The following is a 22,556-nucleotide window of genomic DNA, read 5'->3' as shown; positions in this document are numbered from 1 at the left end:
CTTCCTCGATCACCGGACGGCCCGAAGCACCCCCTTCCTCGATCACCGGACGGCCCGAAGCACCCACCCGGCGCTCGAGAACCTCCCGTCAGCCCAGGTGCCGGTCCGCGAAGTCCAGCTCCAGGCGGACCTGTTTGATCCGTTCGTCCACCACCAGTGAGCCGTGCCCGGCGTCGTAGCGGTACACCTCGTGGGTCGCCCCTCTGGCCTCCAGGCGTTTGACGTAGTTCTCGATCTGGCGGATGGGGCAGCGTGGGTCGTTGACGCCGGCCGAGATGTAGACCGGGGCCGTGACCTTGTCGACGTAGGTGAGCGGGGAGGACGCCTCGAAGCGGTCGGGGACCTCCTCCGGGGTGCCGCCCAGGAGGGTTCTGTCCATGGCCTTCAGCGCCTCCATCTCGTCGTGGTACGCCGTGACGTAGTCGGCGACCGGGACCGCCGCGATGCCCAGCGTCCACGCGTCCGGCTGGGTGCCCAGGCCGAGGAGGGTGAGGTAGCCGCCCCAGGAGCCGCCGGTGAGGATCAGCCGGGCCGGGTCGGCGAGGCCCGAGGTCACCGCCCATTCACGGACCGCCGCGATGTCCTCCAGCTCGATCAGTCCGACCCGGTGCTTGAGGGCGTCCGTCCAGGCGCGGCCGTAGCCGGTCGAGCCGCGGTAGTTGACCCGGACCACCGCGTAGCCGTGGTCGACCCAGGCCGCCGGGCCCGCCGCGAAGGAGTCGCTGTCGTGCCAGGTGGGGCCGCCGTGGATGTCGAACACCGTGGGCAGGGGGCCGGTGGCGCCCGCCGGCTTCTGCACCAGGGCGTGGATGCGGCCGCCCGGGCCCTCCACCCACACGTCCTCCACCGGGACCGATCCGGGGGACTTCATGCCGGGCGGGTCGAGGACGACCTCGCCCGTGGTGGAGCGGACCGCCGACGGCTCGGCGGCCGAGGACCACAGGTACTCCACGGCGCCGCCGGGGCGGGCCGTCGCCCCGGAGACCGTGCCGGGCGGGGTCGGGATCCGCTCCAGGGAGCGGGCGGCCAGGTCGTACCGGAAGAGTTCGCTGCGTGCCTCGAAGCTGTGGGCGATGAGCAGGCCGGTGCCGTCCGGGTACCACTCGGCGCTGACGTCGCCGGGCAGGTCCAGGGCGAGGTCGGTCTCCTCGCCGGTGGCCACGTCCCACACCGCCGGCTCCCAGCGGCCCCGGCGCTGGTGTCCGACGAGCAGGCGGGTGTCGCCCTCGACGGGTGCGAAGCCGAGGACCTCCAGGCCGAGTTCCTCGGTGCCGCCGCGGGTGTCGTCGAGTTCGGCGACCGCCGTGCCGTCGGGGCGCAGGACGCGCAGCGCGGAGTGCATCGCGTCACCGTGCTCGGTGTGCTCGATCGCGATGAGGGAGCCGTCGTGGGAGAGGTCGCCGACGCCCGCGGACTCGCGGTGGCGGTAGATCTCGACGGGGTCCTCGCCGGTGCGCACGAGGTGGATCGTCGTACCGTCCTCGTCCGTGGAGCGGCCGACGACGGCGGTGCGGCCGTCGCGGCCGAGGGCCAGGCCCGCCGGGTAGGAGGGGTCCAGGCCCGGGGCGGCGGGTTCGTCCGGGCCGCCGCTGAAGGGCTGTCTGCGCCAGACGCCGAACTCGTCGCCGTCCTTGTCGTCGAACCACCAGATCCAGGCGCCGTCCGGGGAGAGCACGCCGTCCGTCGTGCCGTTCGGCCGGTCGGTCACCTGGCGCTGGGCGCCGGTCGAGCGGTCCCATGCGTACAGCTCGTACGTCCCCGTCGCGTTCGACACGAACAGGGAGCGGTCCGGTGCGTCCTCCGCCCAGTCGGGCAGCGACACCCGCGGCGCCCGGAAGCGCTTCTCCCAGTCCGGCGTGTTCTCGTTCTGTACCTGATCCGGCGCGTCGGACCCGTTGCTCTCAGTCATGGCCCCATAGTGCCCGCCCCCGCCGACAATTCGCTGGCCCGGGACCCAGGCTGTGGATAACTTCTACCCGGCACTTACCGAACACCCGTCCAAGCAGGTCAGGAAGGCGCGATCATGTCCTCCCCCGTCCCCGCCGAGGTCCCCTCCGACTGGCGTGAGACCAACCGTGCCAACTGGGACGAGAGGGTCCCGCTGCACGCCACCGGCGACTTCTACGACCTGGACGGCTTCCGGGCCGGCAACGAGGCCCTGCGCTCCTTCGAACTGGCCGAGGTCGGCGACGTGACCGGCAGGACCCTGCTCCATCTGCAGTGCCACATCGGCACCGACACCCTCTCCTGGGCCCGGCACGGCGCGGCCCGCGTCGTCGGCCTCGACTTCTCCGCACCGGCCGTCCAGGTGGCCCGGGGCCTCGCCGCCGGACTCGGGTTCGGGCCGGGGCGGGCGGAGTTCGTGGCGGCGGACGTGTACGACGCGGTGCGCGCGGTGCCGGAGCCGTCGTACGACATCGTCTACACCGGGGTCGGGGCGCTGTGCTGGCTGCCCGACGTCCGGCGGTGGGCCGAGACGGCGGCCGCGCTGGTCGCGCCGGGCGGGTTCCTGTATCTCGCCGAGTTCCATCCGCTCACCGACGTCCTCGACGACGAGACCGGTTCGCGGGTGGTGCGGGACTACTTCGACCGGGCCGCGCAGGTCTACGACCACCCCGGCACGTACGCGGCGCAGAGCACGGACACCGTCCACAACCGGACCGTCGAGTGGCAGCATCCGCTCGGCGAGGTCGTCTCCGCCCTGGCCGCGACGGGTCTGCGCATCGAGTTCCTGCACGAGCACGACGTCTCCGTCTTCCAGCGCTTCGAGGCGTTCGAGCGCCACGACGACGGCTACTACCGCTTCCCGCCGAGCCGCCCGGGCATCCCGCTGATGTACTCGCTGAAGGCGCGCAGAGTCTGATTGTCAGTGGCGGCGTGCACACTCTTCGGCATGACCGATCTGCGCACGACAGTCGAGAGGTTCTGGGCCGCCGCCGAGGCCCGGGACTGGGACGCCTTCGCGGGCACGCTCGCCGAGGACGTCGTCTACACCCTGCCGCAGACCCGCGAGAGGATCAGCGGCCGGGAGCGGTACGTGCGGTTCAACCGGGAGTATCCGGGTGACTGGCATCTGCGGATCGAGCGCCTGGTCGCCGAGCCGGGGCAGGTGGTCAGCTGGACGCACTTCACGGTGGGACTGGAGGAGATGTACGGCATCTCCTTCTTCACCGGGGACGAGGACGGCCGTATATCCGCGATCACGGACTTCTGGCCGGAGCCGTACGAGCCCCCGCCCGGGCGCGACCACCTCGCCGAGCGCTACTGAACCCCCCTGCCCCGCTCACCGGAACGGCACCGTACCGTTGAAGGCGTGTACCGGTTTCTGCTGACGCCCCGTTGGTGGGGGATCAACGTCTTCGTGCTGCTCGCCATCCCCTTCTGCATCTTCATGGGGTCCTGGCAGCTGAGCCGGTTCGAGGGCCGGGTGCAGGACCACCGCGAGGCGACCGAGCGGGTCACGACGGACCGGCACGAGGCGGCCCGGCCGCTGCGCGAGCTGCTGCCGGTGAACAAGGCGACCTCCGGCAAGCAGGTCACCGCGACCGGCCGGTACGGCAAGCAGCTGCTCGTGCCCAACCGCCAGCTCGACGGCAAGCAGGGTTACTACGTGCTGACCCTGCTGCGGATGGACGGCGGCGAGGCGCTGCCCGTGGTCCGCGGCTGGCTGCCGGGCGCCGCCGATCCGGCGAAGGCGCCCGCCGCACCCACCGGCGAGGTCACCGTCACCGGCGCGCTGCAGGCCTCCGAGACCCCGGGCGACAACGGCGTGAGCGCTCAGGGCGGGCTGCCGGCCGGGCAGACCGCCGCGATCAGCGCGGCCTCGTTGGTGAACCTGGTGCCGTACGGCGTGGAGGACGCCTGGATCACGCTCGACAAGGCCGACTCCGGGATGAGGGCCGTGCCCGCGACGGCGCCGCCGGACTCCGGTCTCGACCTCAAGGCCTTCCAGAACCTCGGCTACACCGGTGAGTGGTTCGTCTTCGCCGGCTTCGCCGTCTTCATGTGGTTCCGTCTGCTGCGCCGCGAGACCGAGTTCGCGCGGGACGCGCGGATGGGCCTGGTCCCCGACGAGGAGACCGTGTCCCAGGCCAGCCCGTCCGGCGTCTGACGGCGAGGCGTCAGGACCCGGCGAGCAGCCCGGTGTAGTACACGACACCCGCGCACGCGCCGGACACCGTCGCCGAGACCGTCGGCGAGCCCGCCTCCGCGGTGTAGGGGATGACGACGGAGCCGTCCGCCGTGCCGCCGTCCTCGGTGAACATCTGGGTCGTCACTCCGCTGTCCGTGCCGCTCGACGCCGAGCCGGAGGTGGTGCCCGAGTCCGGTGTGGGCGTGGGGCTGGCGGTGGACCCGCCGTCCGTGGTGCCGCCCGAGCCGGTGCCGGTGGTGGGGCAGGTCTCCGTGGGCACCCAGGCGAACTTGACCTCGTAGGAGGCGCCCGGAGCGAGCAGGAGCGAGGTGACCTCGGTCGTGGGGTCGGGCAGCCCGGCCGCCGCGTCCCCGGAGACATGCCGGGCCGTGGTGATCTTCGTGGCGTCGGCCGCGCCCTGGGCGAGGGTGCTCACCGAGCCGGGGCCGCCGACGGTGCAGGAGCCGGTGGAGACGTTGACGACGCGGAAGGTGCCGTACACCGCGCCGGTGGAGTCGGGCGCGGCGGTCGTCCCGGTGGCCGAGCCCAGCTGGGCCGCCGTGCACACCGGGGCGGAGGCGCTGGTGGACGAGGGGCCGGTGCCGGCGCTGCCGCCCGTCCCGGCGCCGGTGTTCCTGCCCTTGCCGTCGCCCTTGGTGTCGCCCTTGCCGTGGCCCGGGGAGGTCCCGGTGCCGCCGCCGGCGGTGCTCTCACTGCCGTCCGTGTTCTTTCCCTGGCTCGCCCCGCCCTGCGCCTGGGAGGCCTGGCCGGCGACGGAGGGGTTGACGTCGGAGCCGGTGGAGTTGGAGACGTGCACCAGGGCCGGCACGGCGGTGCCGATGAACAGGGCGGCCGCCGCCATGCCGACCATGGCCTGCCGCTTGCGGGCCCGCCGGGCGGGCACCGCACGGCGCAGATGGTCCAGGGTGCCGTCGCGCGGCTCGACCGTCTGCACCGCCTGGTGCAGCATCCTGCGCAGGGCCAGCTCGTCCGGGCCGAGCCTTTCGGCGCTCCGGTCGTCGAGGCCGTCGTTCACAGTTCCGTTCCCAGCGTGCGATTGGCTGTGCTCTTGCTCGTTCGTGCGCGTCGGCTCGTGCCACGCGAAGGGTTCATGGCGCTCGTGGGAGTCATGGCGCTCGTGGGAGTCACGGGACTCGCCGTCCTCGCTCATGCCGGCGCCTCCATCGCGAGGCGGAGAGCCGCGATGCCCCGGGAGCCGTACGCCTTGACCGAGCCCAGCGAGATGCCGAGCGTCTCGGCGACCTGCGCCTCGGTCATGTCCGCGAAGTAGCGCAGCACCAGGACCTCGCGCTGGCGGCGCTGCAGGCTCTTCATCGCCTTGATCAGGGAGTCGCGCTCGAGCTGGTCGTACGCGCCCTCCTCGGCGCTGGCCATGTCCGGCATCGGCTTGGACAGCAGCTTGAGGCCGAGGATGCGGCGGCGCAGGGCGGAGCGGGAGAGGTTGACGACCGTCTGCCGCAGGTAGGCGAGCGTCTTCTCGGGGTCGCGGACGCGTTTGCGCGCGGAGTGGACGCGGATGAAGGCCTCCTGGACGACGTCCTCGCAGGAGGCGGTGTCGTCGAGCAGGAGGGCGGCGAGGCCCAGCAGCGAGCGGTAGTGCGCGCGGTAGGTCTCGGTGAGGTGGTCGACGGTGGTTCCGGCGGCCGTCACGTCCTCGACGCCGTCGCGCTGGTTCGGTATGCGGGTGGGCCGCGCCGCGGGCATGGGCGCGATCACCGGCATGCCGCCGGGCGCGCCGGGCATCCGGGGTCGGCTGCGGGTCGCAGCGGAGAAGTCGAGAACCTGAGCCACGCCAGTTGGACACGCTTCCCCCCGGGAGGGTTGTACGTGCCGGGCGTCACTTTCGCGTCATGTGCCGCGATCGACCGTCTCGCTTCAGGCGGCACAACTGACCGTGCGTCAAACGCCCTCATGCGTACCCGCTCTTCCCCTGTGTCCTGAATGACCGAGACGTCCCCACGCCTCGGGCCGCATCCCCGCCGACCCCCTGAAGGGCGTTCGCAAAGACGCTCCCCGCCCTTCGCGCGGTTGCGGAGAGCGGGGAGAAAAATCTTCGGACGCCAAGCGGGCCCACAGCAAGTGGTCCGGACCATCGACCGGCTCACACTTCGTTTATAGATCATACAAACTGACCCCGAAGCGGCCCGGCGACTCGGGTGTCAGGCCAGCTCGGCCGCCAGCAGCTCGGCGATCTGGGCGGTGTTGAGGGCCGCGCCCTTGCGCAGGTTGTCACCGCAGACGAAGAGTTCGAGCGCCGTGGGGTCGTCGAGGGCGCGGCGCACCCGGCCCACCCAGGTCGGGTCGGTGCCCACCACGTCGGCGGGGGTGGGGAACTCACCGGCGGCGGGGTTGTCGAACAGGACCACCCCGGGCGCCGTGGCCAGGATCTCGCGGGCCCCGTCCACACTGACCTCGCCCTGGAAGCGGGCGTGGACGGTCAGGGAGTGCGTGGTGACGACCGGGACGCGGACGCAGGTGACGGCGACCGGGAGATCGGGCAGTCCGAGGATCTTGCGGGTCTCGTCCCGCACCTTCATCTCCTCCGAGGACCAGCCGTCCTCGCGCAGCGACCCGGCCCACGGGACGACGTTCAGCGCGACCGGCTCCGGGAACGGACCGGTGTTGTCGCCCACGGCCCGGCGCAGATCGCCGGGGCTGGTCCCGAGCTCGGTGCCGGCGACGAGTTCGAGCTGGCGCCTGAGCGTGTCCACACCGGCCCGCCCCGCCCCGCTCACCGCCTGGTACGAGGAGACGACCAGCTCGCGCAGCCCGAACTCGGCGTGCAGCGCGCCCAGCGCGACGATCATCGACAGCGTGGTGCAGTTGGGGTTGGCGACGATCCCGCGCGGGCGGCGGCGGACGCAGTGCGGATTGACCTCGGGCACCACCAGGGGCACCTCCGGGTCCATCCGGAAGGCGCCCGAGTTGTCCACCACGACCGCGCCCTTGGCGGCGGCGATCGGCGCCCACTGCGCGGAGACCTCGTCGGGTACGTCGAACATGGCGACGTCGACCCCGTCGAAGGCCTCCTCCGACAGGGCCACCACCTCGGTCTCGGCACCGCGCACGGCCAGCTTGCGGCCGGCCGAACGCGGGGAGGCGACGAGCCGGATCTCGCCCCAGATGTCCGCGTGCTGCGACAGGATCTGGAGCATGACGGTCCCGACGGCCCCGGTCGCCCCCACGACCGCGAGCGTCGGACGGGTCGTCATCGCCCGGTGCCCCCGTAGACGACCGCCTCCGCGGTGTCGGAGTCGAGGCCGAAGGCGGAGTGGACGGCGCGGACCGCCTCCGTGACGTCGTCGGCGCGGGTGACGACCGAGATACGGATCTCGGAGGTCGAGATCAGCTCGATGTTGACGCCCGCGTCGGACAGCGCCTCGAAGAAGGCCGCCGTGACGCCCGGGTTGGTCTTCATGCCGGCGCCGACCAGGGAGATCTTGCCGATCTGGTCGTCGTAGCGCAGCGAGTCGAAGCCGATGCCGCTCTTCGCCTTCTCCAGGGCGTCGATGGCCTTGCGGCCCTCGGCCTTCGGGAGGGTGAAGGAGATGTCGGTCAGCCCGGTGGACGCGGCCGACACGTTCTGCACGACCATGTCGATGTTGATCTCGGCGTCGGCGATCGCGCGGAAGATGACGGCGGCCTCGCCCGGCTTGTCCGGCACGCCGACGACCGTGATCTTGGCCTCGGAGGTGTCGTGCGCGACACCGGAGATGATGGCCTGCTCCACCTTCTGGTCCCCAATCGGCTCACTGCTGACCCAGGTGCCCTGCAGCCCGCTGAAGCTGGACCGGACATGGATCGGGATGTCGTAGCGGCGGGCGTACTCCACACAGCGGTGGAGCAGCACCTTGGAGCCGGACGAGGCCAGCTCCAGCATGTCCTCGAAGGAGATCCAGTCGATCTTCTTCGCCTTCTTCACCACCCGAGGGTCGGCGGTGAACACACCGTCGACGTCGGTGTAGATCTCGCACACCTCGGCGTCCAGCGCCGCGGCCAGCGCGACGGCCGTGGTGTCGGAACCGCCACGCCCCAGCGTGGTGATGTCCTTCTTGTCCTGCGAGACACCCTGGAACCCGGCGACGATGGCGATGTTGCCCTCGTCCAGCGCCGTCCGGATCCGCCCCGGCGTCACGTCGATGATCCGGGCTTTGTTGTGGACCGAGTCGGTGATGACGCCGGCCTGGCTGCCGGTGAACGACTGGGCCTCGTGGCCCAGGTTTTTGATCGCCATGGCCAGCAGCGCCATGGAGATACGCTCTCCGGCGGTCAGCAGCATGTCGAACTCACGCCCGGCAGGCATCGGGGATACCTGCTCGGCGAGATCGATCAGCTCGTCCGTCGTGTCGCCCATCGCGGAAACGACGACAACCACCTGGTTGCCGTTCTTCTTCGCTTCCACGATCCGCTTGGCGACGCGCTTGATGCCCTCGGCATCGGCTACGGAGGAGCCTCCGTACTTCTGCACGACAAGGCCCACGTGCGCTCCTCGCTCAGTCCGTGTGTGTCGGCTCAGTTTAACGAGCGCCCGAAATCCGCCCCCGCGGTATCGCATGGTGAGATTCGCGCGCCCAGGTCAGCGCATGCCCAAAGAACCAGTGCGGGAAAAGTGCAGCGCGTCACAAGGGGCGGCTGTGAATTAAAGTTCAAGTACTAGTGTTCGCCGTGTGCGCGTACTGCTGGTGGAAGACGATGAACCGGTCGCCGAGTCCCTGCGCCGCGGCCTGATCCGTTACGGCTTCGAGGTGGAGTGGGTCACCACGGGCGGCGCCGCCCTGGCCCACGAGGGCCCCTACGACGTCGTACTGCTCGACCTCGGGCTGCCCGACACCGACGGCCTGGACGTCTGCAGGGCGCTGCGCGGGCGCGGTGACGTGCCGATCATCGTGATCAGCGCGCGCAGCGACGAGACGGACCGGGTGGTCGGCCTGGAGCTGGGCGCGGACGACTACGTCTCCAAGCCGTTCGGGGTGCGGGAGGTCATCGCGCGGATACGGGCGGTGATGCGGCGCGTCCAGCCCGCCGACCTCACCGACCCCGCCGTCCCGGCCCCCGGCCCCGACCGCTACGGCCCCCGGCTCACCGTCGACCGCAAGGCGGCCCGGGTCCGGCTGGACGGCGAGGAGGTGGCGCTCGCCCCCAAGGAGTACGACCTGCTGGCCTTCCTCACCGAGGAGCCGGGCGCGCTGATGTCCCGCGAGCAGATCATGGAAGCCGTCTGGGACGCGAACTGGTTCGGGCCGACCAAGACGCTGGACGTGCATGTGGCGGCGCTGCGGCGCAAGCTCGCGGGGGCGGTCACCATCGAGGCGGTCCGGGGTGTGGGCTTCCGGCTGGAGATCGTGAACGGCGACGGCGCTTCATGAACCGGCAGCTCATCCGGAGCTACATCCTGCTCGTCGCGGTCGCCATCCTGCTGTTCACGGTGCCGGTGGCGTTCACGCTCACCGCGCAGCTGCGCGACGACACCGAGGCGTCCCTCAAGCGCGAGGCGACGACCATGGCGCTGCTGCTCGGCAACGGCAACGCCGCCTCCTGCCAGGCGCTGGCCGAGATGGCCGGGGCGTACGCCCAGGAGACCCACGACCAGGTGCAGGTGACCGCGACCGACCGCTGCCGCCCGGCCGGGGTGCCCGTGCCGAAGCAGGACACGGCCCTCACCGCCGCCGTGGACCACGGGAGGGCCACGACGGACTGGGGCTCGGACTTCATCTGGGGCCGCACCCTGGTCGTCACGGTCCCCGCGAAGGACGAGGGCCGGACCGTCGGTGCCGTGCGCATCGTCTACTCGACCGAGGACCTCACCCACAGGCTGTGGACGATCTGGGGCTTCCGGGCCGGACTTGCGGTGGCCGTGCTCGGCGTCGCCGCGCTGATCGGCGCCTTCGTCGCCCGCCGGATCACCCGGCCGCTGCGCCAGCTCAACGACATGGCGAGCAGGTTCAGCGACGGCGACCTCACCGCGCGCTCGCCCGTGGAGGGACCGCCGGAGACCCAGACCCTGGCCCGCACGCTGAACCAGGCGGGCGAGCGCCTGGACACCCTCATCGCCTCGCAGCGCATCTTCGTGGCCGACGCCTCGCATCAACTGCGCACCCCGCTCACCGCGTTGCGGCTGTCGCTGGACAACATCGCGGACGGCGTGGACGACGCGTTCGTCCGCGAGGACGTGGAGCAGGCGACCGCCGAGGTCGTCCGGATGAGCCGGCTGGTCAACGGCCTGCTGGTGCTGGCGCGGGCCGAGGCGAAGGTGACCGCGGCCGAACCGCTGCCGCTGACGGACATCGTGGAGGAACGCCTGTCGGTGTGGAGACCGGCCGCCGACGAGCGCGGAGTCACCGTCGCGCTCAGGGGGAGTGCCGACGGCCGGCCGTCTGTGCTGGCCGGCCCCGGTCATCTGGAGCAGGTGCTCGACAACGTGCTCTCGAACGCCCTGGAGGTGTCCCCGGACGGCGGCACGATCACCGTCCGGGTGGAGCCGGCGGGCGACGAAGTGGTGCTCTCCGTCCTAGACGAGGGCCCCGGCATGTCGGACGCGGAGAAGTCCCGCGCCTTCGACCGCTTCTGGCGCGGTCAGGGCCTGACCGGGCGCTCCGGTTCGGGCCTCGGCCTCGCCGTCGTCAAACAGCTGGTGGCCGACGACGGCGGCACGGTGGCCCTGAAGGACGCGCCCGGCGGCGGCCTGTGGGTGGTCATCACCCTTCGGGCATCTTCGAGGAGTGGTGGTTGACGATGAGCCACTTGCCGCCCCGCTTCTCGTACTCGTACGTGTAGCGGGCCTCGACGGTGCTCTTCGCGCCGGTCTTCTGGTCGGTGAGCGTGAACTCGTAGACGCCGGTGTCGATCGCGGAGTTCTTGTCGAGCACGTTGACGATCGTCTCGACCTTCTTGCCGACCGGCTTGTTCTGCAGGAAGTGCTCGAAGTAGTCGGCTATCTCCGCGTGGTTGGTTCTGATCTTGTTGGAGACGGTGGGCAGCAGCACCGCGTCCTTCGCGTACAGGTCCGCGACCTTCTCCGGGTCCCGGGTCTGCAGCGCGGCGTTCCAGCGGTCGAAGAGCTGGGCGATCTGCTTCTTGCTGGGCTCCCCGGCCCTCTTCTCGGGCCCGGCCGCGCTGACCCCGGCCGTCACGGTGGCGGCGGTGACAACGGCGGTGGCGGTGACGAGGGCGGCGCGCAGACGGGTCTTTCGGGTCATCGCAACTCCTTGGCGGCTGGTGTCCGTCGGGATGACTCAAGATTCGCTTTTGGCTGGTTAGGGCCCGTGCAGGCGATGTACAACGCAGATCCAGGACACGTCCAATTCACGGGGAGTGCTCGGGTGTTCACGGAGATTGCGCTCGCCGGCATCGTGCTGCTCGGCTCGTCCGTGCAGTGGCTCACCGGCATGGGCTTCGCCCTGGTCGCCGTACCCGCGCTGGTGTTGCTGCTGGGACCGGTGGACGGGGTGGTGCTCGCCAACTGCGCGGCGGGGGCCATCAGCGTCGTGGGGCTGGCGGGCGGCTGGCGCCGGGTGCGGCCCGCCGCGATGGTGCCGCTGTGCGCGGCGGCGGCCTGCACGGTCCCGGCGGGGGCCCGGCTGACCCGCCAACTCCCCGAACCGGTCCTGCTGTTGGTGATGGGCTCTCTCGTGACCGTCGCGGTGCTGCTGGTGATGCGGGGCCTGAAGGTGCCGGCCCTGCGGGGCACGAGGGGCGCGGTGGCCGCCGGCGCGGTGGGCGGCTTCATGAACTCGGCGGCGGGCGTGGGCGGTCCGCCGGTCTCCCTGTACGCGCTCAACGCGGGCTGGACGGTACGGGAGTTCGTGCCCAACGCCCAGTTCTACGGCGTCGTCGTCAACGCCTTCTCAGTCGCGGCGAACGGGGTGCCACAGCTGCGCGCGGGCCAGTGGGGCGCCGTCGCCGGGGCCCTGCTGACGGGCGCCCTCGTGGGCAGGGCGCTCGCCGAACGGATACCCGAGAAGCGGGCCCGGCTGCTGGTGCTGGTGCTTGCCCTCACGGGCGGGGTGACGGCGGTGACCAAGGGGCTGTGGGGGCTGTGAGGGGTCCCCGCGCAACGCCGGAGCTGCTCAGTGGGGCGGCGGCACCCGCCCGGAGCGGAAGGGGACTCCGGGCGGGCAGCCGGGTGCGCTCGTCTTACGGACGCTCCACGGGGATGCGCGTACGGCCCGCGCAGTCGGCCAGGGCGCGGATGTCACCCAGGTCGTCCGTGAGGATCGGGGCCTCGTCGTAGGCGATGGAGGCGAGCACGACGCTGGCGTCGATGACGTCGGCGGTCTTGTTCTCCCGGCAGAGCACCGCGGCAGCCTTGGCACCGGACTTCGTCAGCGGCACGACCCGGCACCCGCTCAGCATCCAGTGCAGTATCGCCGCAGAAGCGCGCGAGTCCCAGCACTGCGCCAGCACTCCTGCCGGGACGATGGGAATGTTCCCTCGCAGCGTCAGCGCCTTGTGACGGCGGAGGAACTGCCGGTCATTCTTCGCGGCGGCGATGAGCGCACCGCTGTCGTAGACGACGTGGCTCATGCGCTGCGCCGCTCCCCATCAGTGGTCCGCGCGAAGAGGTCATCGACCCAGGCGTCCGCCTCAGCCATCTCCTCTTCGGTGAAGGGGCCGTACTCCGCCTCGTACTCCTCCATCGCGCGCAGCCCCGCGCGGATGACGCGACGGTCGTCCAGGTACTGCTCCAGTGCCCGGCTGATCACCGCCGAGATCTGCTCGTCCTCGGCGGCGGCGTACTGCCGCAGCGCCGTGCCGAGTTCGGCATCGATGCTCACGCTGAACTTCACCTTCTCTGCCATATTACGAATGTATTCCACTGACTCCGCCCAGGCCACCGGCGCGCGGAGGCGCCCGTGCGAGCGGGCGGCTCGTCGCCGTCACGGGTTCCAGCGCCTCGGCGGGAGACCGTTCGAGATGCGGTCGCGGTTGTCCCGGAAGTGGTAGAAGACGCGGTCCTCGATCGGCACCGAGCGGAACGTGTCCTCGGTGATGCGCATCAGCGACGAGCGGAAGGCCTGCTGTCCGTAGCGGGGGTGCTCGGCGGCCAGCGCCTTCTGGGCCATCAAGTGGCCGCTGTCGAGGTGGTCGATGAAGACGGCGATCTCGGCGTCACGCGGGAGCAGATGCGCGAAGTCCGGGTCGGCGTGCGGGTCTTCGTCACCGGCGGAGCGTTTTCCGTAACCCGTTTTGGCCCATGGGGTGCGACGGGGACGGCAGTGCAGGACTAGGCTGGGCGTAAGCCACGATCGACTCGCATTCGATTCGTAGGTCAGGCCCCGGAGCCGGTGTTGGCGCACCGACCGGGGCCGAACTATTTGCTTGTTCGCCGCGAACCTAGAGCGGTTTCACTTTCCGGCGCAAGCCGATCACGGAACGTCACCCGTTCGAGGTACGACGCCTCAACTCACGTACAGACATGGTGGGTTGGGTTGGATTTTCAACCAGACCAGAAGCCCGAAACCCCATGGAAGAGCTCGAAGCCCGAGGCTCAAGCTCCGGGCCGAACTGCGGAAACGAAGACCGCCCAAGCGGTGGCGGTGAGGCACAGCTGGGGGCTCGACGCGAGCTTGGAGTCCCGAACATGAATTGCTGTGGCGAACGCGACTTCGACGCAGTTGCCGCCTTCGCTGTCGCTGTAGCTCGACTTGAACCACTTCAACTGATCGCTCACGGCTGATCCACCATCCGTTCGATGAAGCGGGCGCTATCCCCGCCTGAGCCCCAGCGGTCCCCCGATCTCCTCCGCCATCACCTGGCCCGCCTCGAATTCGAGGGTCTCGTCGCCCACCGCCGTCTGGTCGGTGTCCAGGCCGTCCAGTTCCGCGAGGGGCTGGTCGAGGCGGACGTGGATGAGGACGGACTGCAGGGCGCGCAGGGCGGCGGAGGCGGTGGGGCCCCAGTTGGAGAAGTAGGAGAACTGCCACCACCACAGGGCCTCCGTGGTGCGGCCCGCGCGGTAGTGGGCCATGCCGTGGCGGAGGTCGGTGACGATGTCGGCGATGTCGTCGGAGAGCCGGGCCGGGACCGGGGCCGTGCGCGGCTCGTAGGGGTCGAAGACCTCCGAGTAGACGTCGACCGGGTCCAGCAGCCGGGCGAGGTTCTCGCGGAGTTCGTCGACGTCGGCGTCCGGGCCCGTGTCGGGCTCGTAGCGCTCGTCGGGGACGATGTCCTCGTGCGCGCCGAGCCGGCCGCCGGCCAGGAGGAGCTGGGAGACCTCCAGCAGCAGGAAGGGCACGGCGGAGCCCGGCTCGTCGCCCTTCGCGACCTCCGGCACGGCCACCAGGAAGCTCTCCACCTGGTCCGCGATCTGGACCGCGAAGTCGTCCGGGTCCTGCGTCGTGGCATGCAGCGTGGCGTCAGACATCTAGGAGTCGTCTCCCCTCGAAGGCGCGGCCGAGGGTCACCTCGTCCGCGTATTCCAGGTCGCCACCCACCGGGAGGCCGCTGGCCAGGCGGGTGACCTTGAGGCCCATGGGCTTGATCATCCGGGCGAGGTACGTCGCCGTCGCCTCGCCCTCCAGATTCGGGTCCGTGGCCAGGATCAGTTCCGTGACCGTCCCGTCGGCCAACCGTGCGAGAAGTTCTCGTATACGCAGGTCGTCGGGGCCGACACCCTCGATCGGGCTGATGGCGCCGCCGAGGACGTGGTAGCGGCCCCGGAACTCCCGGGTCCGCTCGATCGCCACCACGTCCTTGGGCTCCTCCACCACGCAGATGACCGAGGCGTCGCGGCGGGTGTCACGGCAGATGTTGCACAGCTCCTCCTGCGCGACGTTGCCGCACGTCGCACAGAAGCGGACCTTCGCCTTGACCTCCATCAGGGCCTGGGCGAGGCGTCGTACGTCCGTCGGTTCCGCCTGCAGGATGTGGAAGGCGATCCGCTGGGCGCTCTTGGGACCGACGCCGGGCAGCCGCCCCAGCTCGTCGATGAGGTCCTGCACCACGCCTTCGTACACGGACTGCCGTCCTTCCCGGGGGTTCCTTACACGTACGTACGGTAGTTGGCGGACACCTCTCTTAGAAAGGCGGTCCGGGTCTCGGAACGGCTCAGAAGGGCAGGCCCGGGATGCCGCTGCCGCCGCCGAGGCCCTGGGCCAGCGGGCCGAGCTTCTGCTGCTGGAGGTTCTGGGCGTTCTCGTTGGCCGCCTGGACGGCCGCGACGATCAGGTCGGCGAGGGTCTCGGTGTCCTCGGGGTCCACCGCCTTGGGGTCGATCTGCAGGGCGCGCAGCTCACCGGCGCCGGTGACGGTCGCCTTGACCAGGCCTCCGCCCGCCTGCCCGTCGACCTCCGTCCGCGCCAGCTCCTCCTGCGCCTGCTGCAGGTCCTGCTGCATCTTCTGGGCCTGCTGGAGCAGCTGCTGCATATTGGGCTGGCCACCACCGGGAATCACGATTCAGCTCCTGGATTCGTCGTTTCATCCGTTGTGTTTCCGTTGTGCACGAGCCTACGTGGTCCGCGCAGCCATCGCCCCGCCACTCTTTCGAGTGAGATCGCCGTGACTGCCATACCTGATCAAGACCCTCTTGCGGGCGGAAAAGTGGCGAAAGGCACGCCCGCGCCACCCATTGGGCGGTAGGAAGGGTCCGCTGAGCGGTAGGAAAGGGTCCGCGTCGGCATGCGATGTCACGCAACGTGAGCGGCCGCGATCAGTAGGGAGTGCCGGGTGGGTCAGCCGGAGATGCAGCCCGAGGGTCCCCCTCAGGACGAGCGGGGCGAGGGCGCGGCCGGACTGCGGCCGGGGGATCTGGCCGGGCGGTCCTTTCCGCTCGGGGACTGGGGCGAGCCGGCCGAGCGGCTGCACGAGCTGTACCGGTGGGTGGAGCGCGGGGCGCTGGAGACGGCGGCCTGGTATCTCGCGGACCGGGTGTGGAAGCGGCGGGGCGCGCGGGCACTGCGGGCCGGGGCGGCCGCGGGGGCGGTCACCGGGGCCGCGATGCCGTTGCTGGACCTGACCGGGGTGCTCGGCGGGGCGGCCGCCTGGGGGTATCTGGCGCTGCTGCTGGCCGTCGCGTGTGTGGCGGTGGACCGGTTCTTCGGGGTGACGTCCGGCTGGATAAGGGACGTGGCCACCGCGCAGGCCGTGCAGCGGCGGCTGCAGGCGCTGCAGTTCGACTGGGCGTCGGAGAGCGTGCGGGAGGTCCTCGGGCCGGCGGAGGGCACGGCCGGGGAGGCCGCCGAGCGGTGTCTCGGGGTGCTGCGGCGGTTCTCGGAGGACGTGACCGAGCTGGTGCGCTCGGAGACGGCCGACTGGATGGTGGAGTTCCGGACCGGGTCGGCGCCCATGGGGATCCAGTCGGCGGTGGCGGCCCCGGCGCGCGGGACGGACGGCACCGGCCTCAACGGCCGTTTCCCCCTCCCCCCGGGCCCCAACTCCCGCCCCAACATGCCCCGCCAGCGCCCGCCCGAGCCCAGGTGACCCGGCGGCCGTAGGGGCAGAAAAGGACTCCCGGCAGGAAGAGGACTCCCGTCAGTCCCCGGAGCACAGCCCCGTGGCCACCGTCGCCGAGATAGGCGAGGAAGGCGGCGGCCAGGGAGCCGAGGAGGGGGTGCCATAGGTGTATGGCGTACTTCACGCCCCGATAGGGGTACCAGCTCCCGCCGTTACTGTCGGGTGTAGTCCAGCTTCTCGCCGTTGCTGGTGTTGACGCGCTGGAGGGTGCCGTCGGGGAGCAGGGTGATCTCGGTGGCGCCGCCCGGTTTGCAGTAACCCGAGTCGCCCTCGGTGACGTTGGACGGGCCGATCTCGAGCGGGCCGTCGCCGGTCGGGGCGGCGGTGAGCTGGGCCTGGAAGACGCAGTGGTAGTCGCCGCTGGTGGTGGGGCCGTCCGCGACGAGGGTCAGTACGGCGTCGCCCACCTGCCCCTGCCGGATGGTGAGCCGGCGGGTGTTCTCGCCGTCCTTGTTGGTGATCGTGGCGGTCCAGGTGCCGAGGTAGCCGGCCGGGACCGACCCGTCCGTCGGCGCGGAGGTGGTCGGGGAGGCGGTGGTCGGGGACGGTTGCGTGGTGGTCGGGCCGGGGCTCGTGGGTGCGCCGGTGGTCGGGACCGGGCTGGGCTTGTCGTCGCCCTTGTCGCTGCCGCCGCCGTTCATGAGCGCGTACACGGAGCCGCCGGCGCCGAGCGCGACGACGAGGGCGACACCGACAAGGAGCGCGGTGGAACGGCCGTTCCTGCGGGGCGCTTCGGGCGGCGCGGTGACCGGACCGGCGTAGGAGGAGGGACCGGGACCGTATGGCGGGGTGGAACCGAGGGCCCCGTAGGGACCGGCCTGGGGGTACCCGTAGGCGGCCTGCTGCTGGGGGTATCCGTACCCGGGCTGCGGCTGGGGGTGCTGCTGCGGGTACCCGTAGGCGGGGTGACCGGGCGGCGGGGTCTGGCCGTGGCTCGGCGGCGGAGGCGTCTGGGCACCGCCCTGGCCCGCGACGACGGTCGGCAGATGGTTCAACGGCGCCCCGCTGCCCGGCTGACCGGGCGGCGGGGGAACGACGGGCGCACCCGCACCGGATCCGGGACCAGTGTCGGCACCGGTCCGGCGGCCCGCACCCGACCCCGACCCCGGCTCCACACCCGAACCCGCACCGGCGTCCGGCCCCCGCGAGGTGTCATCGGCGGCCGCGGCGTGCTCGGGTGAGCCCCCGCGCTTCTCGAACAACGGCCCCGCCGACCCTCCCGCCCCGGCGGGCGTCCCGGACGCCGCGGCCCCCGCGTCCCCCGGCGCACCCGCCGCTGCCGCCGCGTCCGAACCCGTGGCCCCTGCGGCCCCTGCCGCCCCTGCCGAACCCGCCGCCCCACCGGCCCCCACAGCCCCACCAGAGCCGGAACCACCAGAACCACCGGAACCGCCGGAACCGCCCCCCGTCGCGATCCCCTCCCCCGCCGTCCGCTCCGGATCCTCCGTGTCCAGCAACTGCACGGCGTGCCGCCCCAGTTGGGCCACCAGGGCGCTCGGCAGCCACGGGTCCCGGGAGCGGCCGTCCTGGACGGTGTCCTCGGCGCCCGTGCGTTCCAGGACCTGGTCCAGCGTCGGGCGGGCGGCCGGGTCCTTCTTCAGGCAGTCGCGTACGAGGTCGGCGATCCCCTCCGGCACGCCCTCGAGGTCGGGTTCCTCCTGGGCGATGCGGAACATCAGGGCGTGCACACCGCTGTTCGCGGTGCCGAAGGGCAGGGCGCCCGTGGCGGCGTACGCCAGCACGGAGCCCAGGCAGAAGACGTCGCAGGCCGGGGTGATCCGGTCGCCGCGCACCTGTTCCGGCGCCATGAACCCCGGCGAGCCGACCAGCGCGCCGGTCCGCGTCAGCCCCCCGTCCGTCACCGTCTCCAGCGCCCGCGCGATGCCGAAGTCGATGACCCGGGGCCCGTCGATGGTGACGAGGACGTTGGACGGCTTGAGGTCGCGGTGGACGATCCCGGCGGCGTGGATGTCCTTGAGGGCCTGCGCGAGCCCGGCGGCCAGGATGCGCACCGAACGCTCCGGCAGCGCGCCGTGGTCGTGCCCCACGACCTGCTGCAGGGTCGGCCCGGCGACGTACCCGGTGGCGACCCACGGCACCGCGGCCTCCGTGTCGGCGTCCAGCACCGGCGCCGTCCAGTACCCGCCGACCTGCCGCGCGGCCTGCACCTCCTGCCGGAACCGTGCCCGGAACTCCTCCTGCGCGGCCAGCTCCCGCCGCACCAGCTTGACCGCGACGGTCCGCCCCCGGTCCGAGCGGGCGAGGTACACGAACCCCATCCCGCCGGCCCCGAGCCGCGCCAGCAGCCGGTACGCCCCGATCCGCTGCGGATCCCCGGCCCCGAGCTTCTCCATCGCAGGTCCCCCCGAAATCCCCCGATACGCCCCTGTACGACAGCCCCACGATAGTGCGGGTGCGGGGAGAGGAGGACGGAGCGGTGTCTACGGTTCCGTAACGTCCGTAACGGGCGGCCCCAGTTCGTCCAGCACCTTGGACAGCCGTTCAAGGGCCTGCACGGCCTCGGCCAGCTCGGCTTCCCCGAAGGCCTCCGCGAGCCGGTCCGCGAAGGCTGCGTGACCGGGGTTGATCCGGTGGATCGCCGCACGCCCCTCCTCGGTCGGCGCGAGGAGTTTGGCGCGGCGGTGGGCCGGGTTGGGCCGGTACTCGGCGAGGCCGCGCTCCACCAGCAGATCGGCGATCCGCTGCACGCTCTGCCGCGTGATGCCCATGGCGCGCGCGATCCCGGCGACCGTCAGCGGCTCCCCCAGCACCGCGCCGAGCACCTGCCACCAGGCCGCGGTGAGCCCGGAGGGCCTGGCCAACTCCTCGGCCACCCCGAGGAACTGGCCGTTGAGCCGGAAGACCCCGAGGGCGCTGCGGCTGAGCAGGTCCTGTCGCTCCCGGCTCACCCCGCGGCCGCCTGCTGCAGCACGGCGAACGCCTCGGCGTCCGAGTCGTGGTACAGCCGGTACCAGGCGTCGAGCACCTCGCCCTCGTACACCCCGAGCAGCCGGAAGACCTCCCGGGCGAAGGCGACGGGCTCGGTGGGTCCGGCGGTGACCAGGTTCCCGTCGGTGACGGCGTCCGCCTCGACGTACCGCCCGCCGCCGCGGTAGCCGGTCGCGGCGAGGTAGAAGGAGACCGCGCTGGTGTGGTCGCGGTCGTCGAGCAGCCCCTCCCGCGCGAGACCGGCGGTGGCCCCGCAGATCGCGGCGACCGGCGTCCCCGCGTCCAGGAACTCCCGCGCCGTGCGGGCGAAGGGCGCGAGGTCGTCGCCACCCGCCGCGGTAGCGGCTGATGTCTCGTCCCAGGCGTCGGCGCCCGGGAGGATCAGCAGGGAGCTGTCCTCGGGTCGTACGTCCTCCAGCGCGAGGTCCGGCTGGACGCGCAGTCCTCCGATGGACCGTACGGGCTCGCGCGTCGGGCCGACCGTCCGGATCTCGTACCCGGCGCGGGCGAGGTACGCGGTGGCGTGTCCCGTCTCCCAGTCGGCGAGCGTGTCGTAGACGGCGAGGTGCACTGGCTTGCGGCTCATGACTCCTCCTCCGGACGGGATCTCATGACAGCAGACTGTCATTTAGACAGCATACTGTCAATGACCGGCATGAATACTCTCCCGTCGACAACCTGTCGCGGAAACCCCCGCACCGCAGACAGGTCGCCGATATCGCCCCCTCCCACCCCGCCCCTACGCTCGCCGCCATGACCCCTCAGCCACACCCCGAGGTCGGCGCCATGACCCCTCAGCCACACCCCGAGGTCGGCGCCGCCGTGAAGGCCGCGGACCGCGCGCACGTCTTCCACTCCTGGTCCGCGCAGGAGCTCATCGACCCGCTCGCCGTCGCCGGTGCGGAGGGGTCGTACTTCTGGGACTACGACGGGAAGCGGTATCTCGACTTCAGCAGCGGGCTCGTCTACACCAACATCGGCTACCAGCACCCGAAGGTCGTCGCCGCGATCCAGGAACAGGCCGCGCACCTGTCCACCTTCGCGCCGGCCTTCGCGATCGAGGCCCGGTCGGAGGCGGCACGGCTGATCGCCGAGCGGACCCCGGGCGACCTGGACAAGATCTTCTTCACCAACGGCGGCGCCGACGCCGTCGAGCACGCGGTGCGCATGGCCCGGCTGCACACCGGGCGGGCCAAGGTGCTGTCGGCGTACCGCTCGTACCACGGCGGTACCCAGCAGGCCGTCAACATCACCGGGGATCCCCGGCGTTGGGCCTCCGACAGCGCCGCCGCCGGGGTCGTGCACTTCTGGGCGCCGTACCTCTACCGCTCCCGCTTCTACGCCGAGACCGAGGAGCAGGAGTGCGCGCGGGCGCTGGAGCACCTGGAGACGACCATCGCCTTCGAGGGGCCCGGCACCGTCGCCGCGATCGTCCTGGAGACCGTGCCGGGGACGGCCGGGATCATGGTGCCGCCGCCCGGGTATCTCGCCGGGGTGCGGGAGATCTGCGACCGGCACGGGATCGTCTTCGTCCTGGACGAGGTCATGGCCGGGTTCGGGCGCACCGGTGAGTGGTTCGCGGCCGGCCTGTCCGGTGTCACGCCGGACCTGATGACCTTCGCCAAGGGCGTGAACAGCGGGTATGTGCCGCTCGGCGGTGTCGCCGTCTCCGGGGCGATCGCCGAGACCTTCGCCCGGCGCCCCTACCCCGGCGGGCTGACCTACTCCGGGCATCCGCTCGCCTGCGCCGCCGCCGTCGCGACGATCAACGTGATGGCGGAGGAAGGGGTCGTCGACAACGCGCGGCGGCTCGGCGAGAGCGTCGTCGCGCCCGCGCTGCGCGAGCTGGCCGAGCGGCACCCGAGCATCGGTGAGGTGCGCGGGGTCGGCATGTTCTGGGCGCTGGAGCTGGTGAAGGACCGGGAGACGCGGGAGCCGCTGGTGCCGTACAACGCGACCGGTGAGGCGAACGCGCCGATGGCCGCCTTCGCCGCCGCCGCGAAGAAGCACGGACTGTGGCCCTTCGTGAACATGAACCGCACCCATGTGGTGCCGCCGTGCAACGTCGGCGAGGCGGAGCTGAAGGAGGGCTTCGCGGCGCTGGACGCGGCACTGTCGGTCGCCGACGAGTACACGGCGTAGGCGAGTTACCGCGGGTAGTCGACCACTCGCCCTCAGGTGCCGCACTGGCCGCGCACAGCTACGCGGGTAAACAGCGCGGGAACCCGAACGCGTAAGGTGGCGTGCTCGTAGATAGGGACGAGTACGCCACCCGACGTTTTCGAGGAGACGCCCCGACCATGCCCGGCAGCAGCGGCAACGGCTCCGTGACCCGCAGCACCCTGCGGCAGCAGATCGCCGACGCGCTTCGCGACGAGGTACTGGCGGGCCGGCTCCAGCCGGGCCAGGAGTTCACGGTCAAGGAGATCGCCGAGCAGTACGGCGTCTCCGCGACCCCCGTGCGCGAGGCGCTGGTCGACCTCTCGGCCCAGGGGCTGCTCGACGCCGACCAGCACCGCGGCTTCCACGTCCACGAGTACTCGGCCGCCGACTACCGGGGCATCATCGAGGCCCGCAGCCTGATCATCGACGGCATGTTCCACGCCCTGGAGACCGGCGCCGACCGGCTCCCCCCGCCCGACGACGCCCGCGCCGACGCCTCCCTCGCCGGGGTCCGGCGGCGCGGCGAGGAGGCGCAGCGGGCGTCGCTGGCCGGTGACCTCACCGTGCTGATCGGTTACGACCTGCGTTTCTGGCACGAGCTCGGCGTCATGTTCGGCAACCCCTATCTCGCCGACTTCCTGCACCGGCTGCGCGTGCAGTCCTGGGTGTGCGCGGTGCAGCATCTGCGGCGGCTGAAGGACCTGCGCGGCGCCCTGTGGTCCGGCCACACCGATCTGGTCGACGCCCTCGCGCGCCGGGACACCAAGGCGGCGCAGGCGATCGTCGCCGGGTACAACGACCACGCGCTGGCCCTCATCGAGGGGCTGGCCGACCGGTGAGC

General features: G+C 71.6%; 26 protein-coding genes. 10 read left to right on the top strand and 16 right to left on the bottom strand.

Translation table 11 applies throughout. From position 1 onward, the window contains the following. Nucleotides 1-88: 88 nt before the first annotated feature. The gene (locus MKW14_RS24660) at nt 89-1,909 is read right to left on the bottom strand and encodes a S9 family peptidase (protein WP_240865385.1); all 1,821 of its coding nucleotides are present in this window, start codon (nt 1,907-1,909) and stop codon (nt 89-91) included. Nucleotides 1,910-2,023: 114 nt separating this feature from the next. On the opposite strand from MKW14_RS24660, the gene MKW14_RS24655 reads away from it, so the two are divergent. From MKW14_RS24655 to MKW14_RS24645, 3 genes are read left to right on the top strand one after another with little or no spacing between them, the layout of a single operon-like run. Beyond that, the gene (locus tag MKW14_RS24655) at nt 2,024-2,863 is read left to right on the top strand and encodes a class I SAM-dependent methyltransferase (RefSeq protein WP_240865384.1); all 840 of its coding nucleotides are present in this window, start codon (nt 2,024-2,026) and stop codon (nt 2,861-2,863) included. 30 nt (nt 2,864-2,893) lie between these two features. Further along, on the top strand, nt 2,894-3,268 hold the full coding sequence (locus tag MKW14_RS24650; protein WP_240865383.1) for a nuclear transport factor 2 family protein: 375 nt from the start codon (nt 2,894-2,896) through the stop codon (nt 3,266-3,268). A 45-nt stretch (nt 3,269-3,313) separates the two neighbouring features. Further along, on the top strand, nt 3,314-4,111 hold the full coding sequence (locus MKW14_RS24645) for an SURF1 family protein (protein WP_240865382.1): 798 nt from the start codon (nt 3,314-3,316) through the stop codon (nt 4,109-4,111). 10 nt (nt 4,112-4,121) lie between these two features. Here MKW14_RS24645 and MKW14_RS24640 read toward each other — a convergent pair whose 3' ends face one another. The 4 genes from MKW14_RS24640 to MKW14_RS24625 form a co-directional block, all read right to left on the bottom strand. Then, nucleotides 4,122-5,168, bottom strand: coding sequence for a hypothetical protein (locus MKW14_RS24640; protein ID WP_308314623.1), 1,047 nt, complete (start codon nt 5,166-5,168; stop codon nt 4,122-4,124). A gap of 131 nt (nt 5,169-5,299) precedes the next feature. After that, the gene (locus MKW14_RS24635) at nt 5,300-5,875 is read right to left on the bottom strand and encodes a SigE family RNA polymerase sigma factor (RefSeq protein ID WP_308314625.1); all 576 of its coding nucleotides are present in this window, start codon (nt 5,873-5,875) and stop codon (nt 5,300-5,302) included. 437 nt (nt 5,876-6,312) lie between these two features. Further along, on the bottom strand, nt 6,313-7,365 hold the full coding sequence (locus MKW14_RS24630; protein ID WP_240865379.1) for an aspartate-semialdehyde dehydrogenase: 1,053 nt from the start codon (nt 7,363-7,365) through the stop codon (nt 6,313-6,315). Further along, entirely contained in the window at nt 7,362-8,633 is a 1,272-nt protein-coding gene (locus MKW14_RS24625) for an aspartate kinase (RefSeq protein ID WP_240865377.1), read from the bottom strand. The genes MKW14_RS24630 and MKW14_RS24625 overlap by 4 nt, the downstream gene beginning before the upstream one ends. A gap of 187 nt (nt 8,634-8,820) precedes the next feature. Here MKW14_RS24625 and MKW14_RS24620 point away from each other — a divergent pair, with 187 nt between their 5' ends. After that, nucleotides 8,821-9,519, top strand: a complete 699-nt coding sequence (locus tag MKW14_RS24620) for a response regulator transcription factor (protein ID WP_240865375.1) — start codon at nt 8,821-8,823, stop codon at nt 9,517-9,519. Further along, on the top strand, nt 9,516-10,883 hold the full coding sequence (locus MKW14_RS24615) for a HAMP domain-containing sensor histidine kinase (RefSeq protein ID WP_240865374.1): 1,368 nt from the start codon (nt 9,516-9,518) through the stop codon (nt 10,881-10,883). Before MKW14_RS24620 ends, MKW14_RS24615 begins: the two co-directional genes overlap by 4 nt. On the opposite strand, the gene MKW14_RS24610 is transcribed toward MKW14_RS24615, so the two are convergent. Further along, nucleotides 10,849-11,349, bottom strand: a complete 501-nt coding sequence (locus MKW14_RS24610) for an SgcJ/EcaC family oxidoreductase (RefSeq protein ID WP_240865373.1) — start codon at nt 11,347-11,349, stop codon at nt 10,849-10,851. The two genes, MKW14_RS24615 and MKW14_RS24610, sit on opposite strands and share 35 nt — an antisense overlap. 123 nt (nt 11,350-11,472) lie before the next feature. Here MKW14_RS24610 and MKW14_RS24605 point away from each other — a divergent pair, with 123 nt between their 5' ends. Then, the gene (locus tag MKW14_RS24605) at nt 11,473-12,192 is read left to right on the top strand and encodes a TSUP family transporter (protein WP_308314622.1); all 720 of its coding nucleotides are present in this window, start codon (nt 11,473-11,475) and stop codon (nt 12,190-12,192) included. Nucleotides 12,193-12,286: 94 nt separating this feature from the next. Here MKW14_RS24605 and MKW14_RS24600 read toward each other — a convergent pair whose 3' ends face one another. The 3 genes from MKW14_RS24600 to MKW14_RS24590 form a co-directional block, all read right to left on the bottom strand. Continuing rightward, entirely contained in the window at nt 12,287-12,676 is a 390-nt protein-coding gene (locus MKW14_RS24600; RefSeq protein ID WP_240865372.1) for a hypothetical protein, read from the bottom strand. Beyond that, complete coding sequence (locus MKW14_RS24595; RefSeq protein WP_240865371.1) at nt 12,673-12,951, bottom strand: hypothetical protein; 279 nt, start codon at nt 12,949-12,951, stop codon at nt 12,673-12,675. Before MKW14_RS24595 ends, MKW14_RS24600 begins: the two co-directional genes overlap by 4 nt. A 78-nt stretch (nt 12,952-13,029) precedes the next feature. Continuing rightward, complete coding sequence (locus tag MKW14_RS24590; protein ID WP_240865370.1) at nt 13,030-13,218, bottom strand: hypothetical protein; 189 nt, start codon at nt 13,216-13,218, stop codon at nt 13,030-13,032. Here MKW14_RS24590 and MKW14_RS24585 point away from each other — a divergent pair, their 5' ends adjacent. Further along, entirely contained in the window at nt 13,219-13,380 is a 162-nt protein-coding gene (locus MKW14_RS24585) for a hypothetical protein (protein ID WP_240865369.1), read from the top strand. It begins immediately after the preceding gene. 260 nt (nt 13,381-13,640) lie between these two features. Here MKW14_RS24585 and MKW14_RS24580 read toward each other — a convergent pair whose 3' ends face one another. The 4 genes from MKW14_RS24580 to MKW14_RS24565 form a co-directional block, all read right to left on the bottom strand. Continuing rightward, nucleotides 13,641-13,823, bottom strand: a complete 183-nt coding sequence (locus MKW14_RS24580; RefSeq protein WP_240865368.1) for a DUF397 domain-containing protein — start codon at nt 13,821-13,823, stop codon at nt 13,641-13,643. 33 nt (nt 13,824-13,856) lie between these two features. Then, nucleotides 13,857-14,516 (bottom strand): DUF5063 domain-containing protein, encoded by a 660-nt coding sequence (locus MKW14_RS24575; protein ID WP_240865367.1) that lies wholly within the window; start codon nt 14,514-14,516, stop codon nt 13,857-13,859. Next, nucleotides 14,509-15,108 (bottom strand): recombination mediator RecR, encoded by a 600-nt coding sequence (gene recR / locus MKW14_RS24570; protein ID WP_240865366.1) that lies wholly within the window; start codon nt 15,106-15,108, stop codon nt 14,509-14,511. Before recR ends, MKW14_RS24575 begins: the two co-directional genes overlap by 8 nt. A 91-nt stretch (nt 15,109-15,199) precedes the next feature. After that, on the bottom strand, nt 15,200-15,544 hold the full coding sequence (locus tag MKW14_RS24565; protein WP_240865365.1) for a YbaB/EbfC family nucleoid-associated protein: 345 nt from the start codon (nt 15,542-15,544) through the stop codon (nt 15,200-15,202). A gap of 273 nt (nt 15,545-15,817) precedes the next feature. On the opposite strand from MKW14_RS24565, the gene MKW14_RS24560 reads away from it, so the two are divergent. After that, a complete protein-coding gene (locus MKW14_RS24560) occupies nt 15,818-16,570 on the top strand; it encodes an SLATT domain-containing protein (RefSeq protein WP_240865364.1) in 753 nt (250 codons plus the stop codon). A gap of 185 nt (nt 16,571-16,755) precedes the next feature. Here MKW14_RS24560 and MKW14_RS24555 read toward each other — a convergent pair whose 3' ends face one another. The 3 genes from MKW14_RS24555 to MKW14_RS24545 form a co-directional block, all read right to left on the bottom strand. Further along, nucleotides 16,756-18,957, bottom strand: coding sequence for a serine/threonine-protein kinase (locus tag MKW14_RS24555; protein ID WP_240865363.1), 2,202 nt, complete (start codon nt 18,955-18,957; stop codon nt 16,756-16,758). A gap of 87 nt (nt 18,958-19,044) precedes the next feature. After that, the gene (locus tag MKW14_RS24550; RefSeq protein WP_240865362.1) at nt 19,045-19,512 is read right to left on the bottom strand and encodes a MarR family winged helix-turn-helix transcriptional regulator; all 468 of its coding nucleotides are present in this window, start codon (nt 19,510-19,512) and stop codon (nt 19,045-19,047) included. Then, entirely contained in the window at nt 19,509-20,138 is a 630-nt protein-coding gene (locus MKW14_RS24545) for a type 1 glutamine amidotransferase family protein (RefSeq protein ID WP_240865361.1), read from the bottom strand. The genes MKW14_RS24550 and MKW14_RS24545 overlap by 4 nt, the downstream gene beginning before the upstream one ends. Before the next feature lie 200 nt (nt 20,139-20,338). Between MKW14_RS24545 and MKW14_RS24540 the strand changes: the two genes are divergently transcribed. Beyond that, nucleotides 20,339-21,694, top strand: coding sequence for an aspartate aminotransferase family protein (locus tag MKW14_RS24540; protein WP_240865426.1), 1,356 nt, complete (start codon nt 20,339-20,341; stop codon nt 21,692-21,694). A 158-nt stretch (nt 21,695-21,852) separates the two neighbouring features. Continuing rightward, the gene (locus tag MKW14_RS24535) at nt 21,853-22,554 is read left to right on the top strand and encodes a GntR family transcriptional regulator (RefSeq protein ID WP_240865360.1); all 702 of its coding nucleotides are present in this window, start codon (nt 21,853-21,855) and stop codon (nt 22,552-22,554) included. The last annotated feature ends 2 nt before the right edge of the window (nt 22,555-22,556 follow it).

The organism is Streptomyces gilvus (assembly GCF_022513565.1).
Classification (GTDB): domain Bacteria; phylum Actinomycetota; class Actinomycetes; order Streptomycetales; family Streptomycetaceae; genus Streptomyces; species Streptomyces gilvus.
This window is presented reverse-complemented; position numbering and strand designations above follow the sequence as displayed.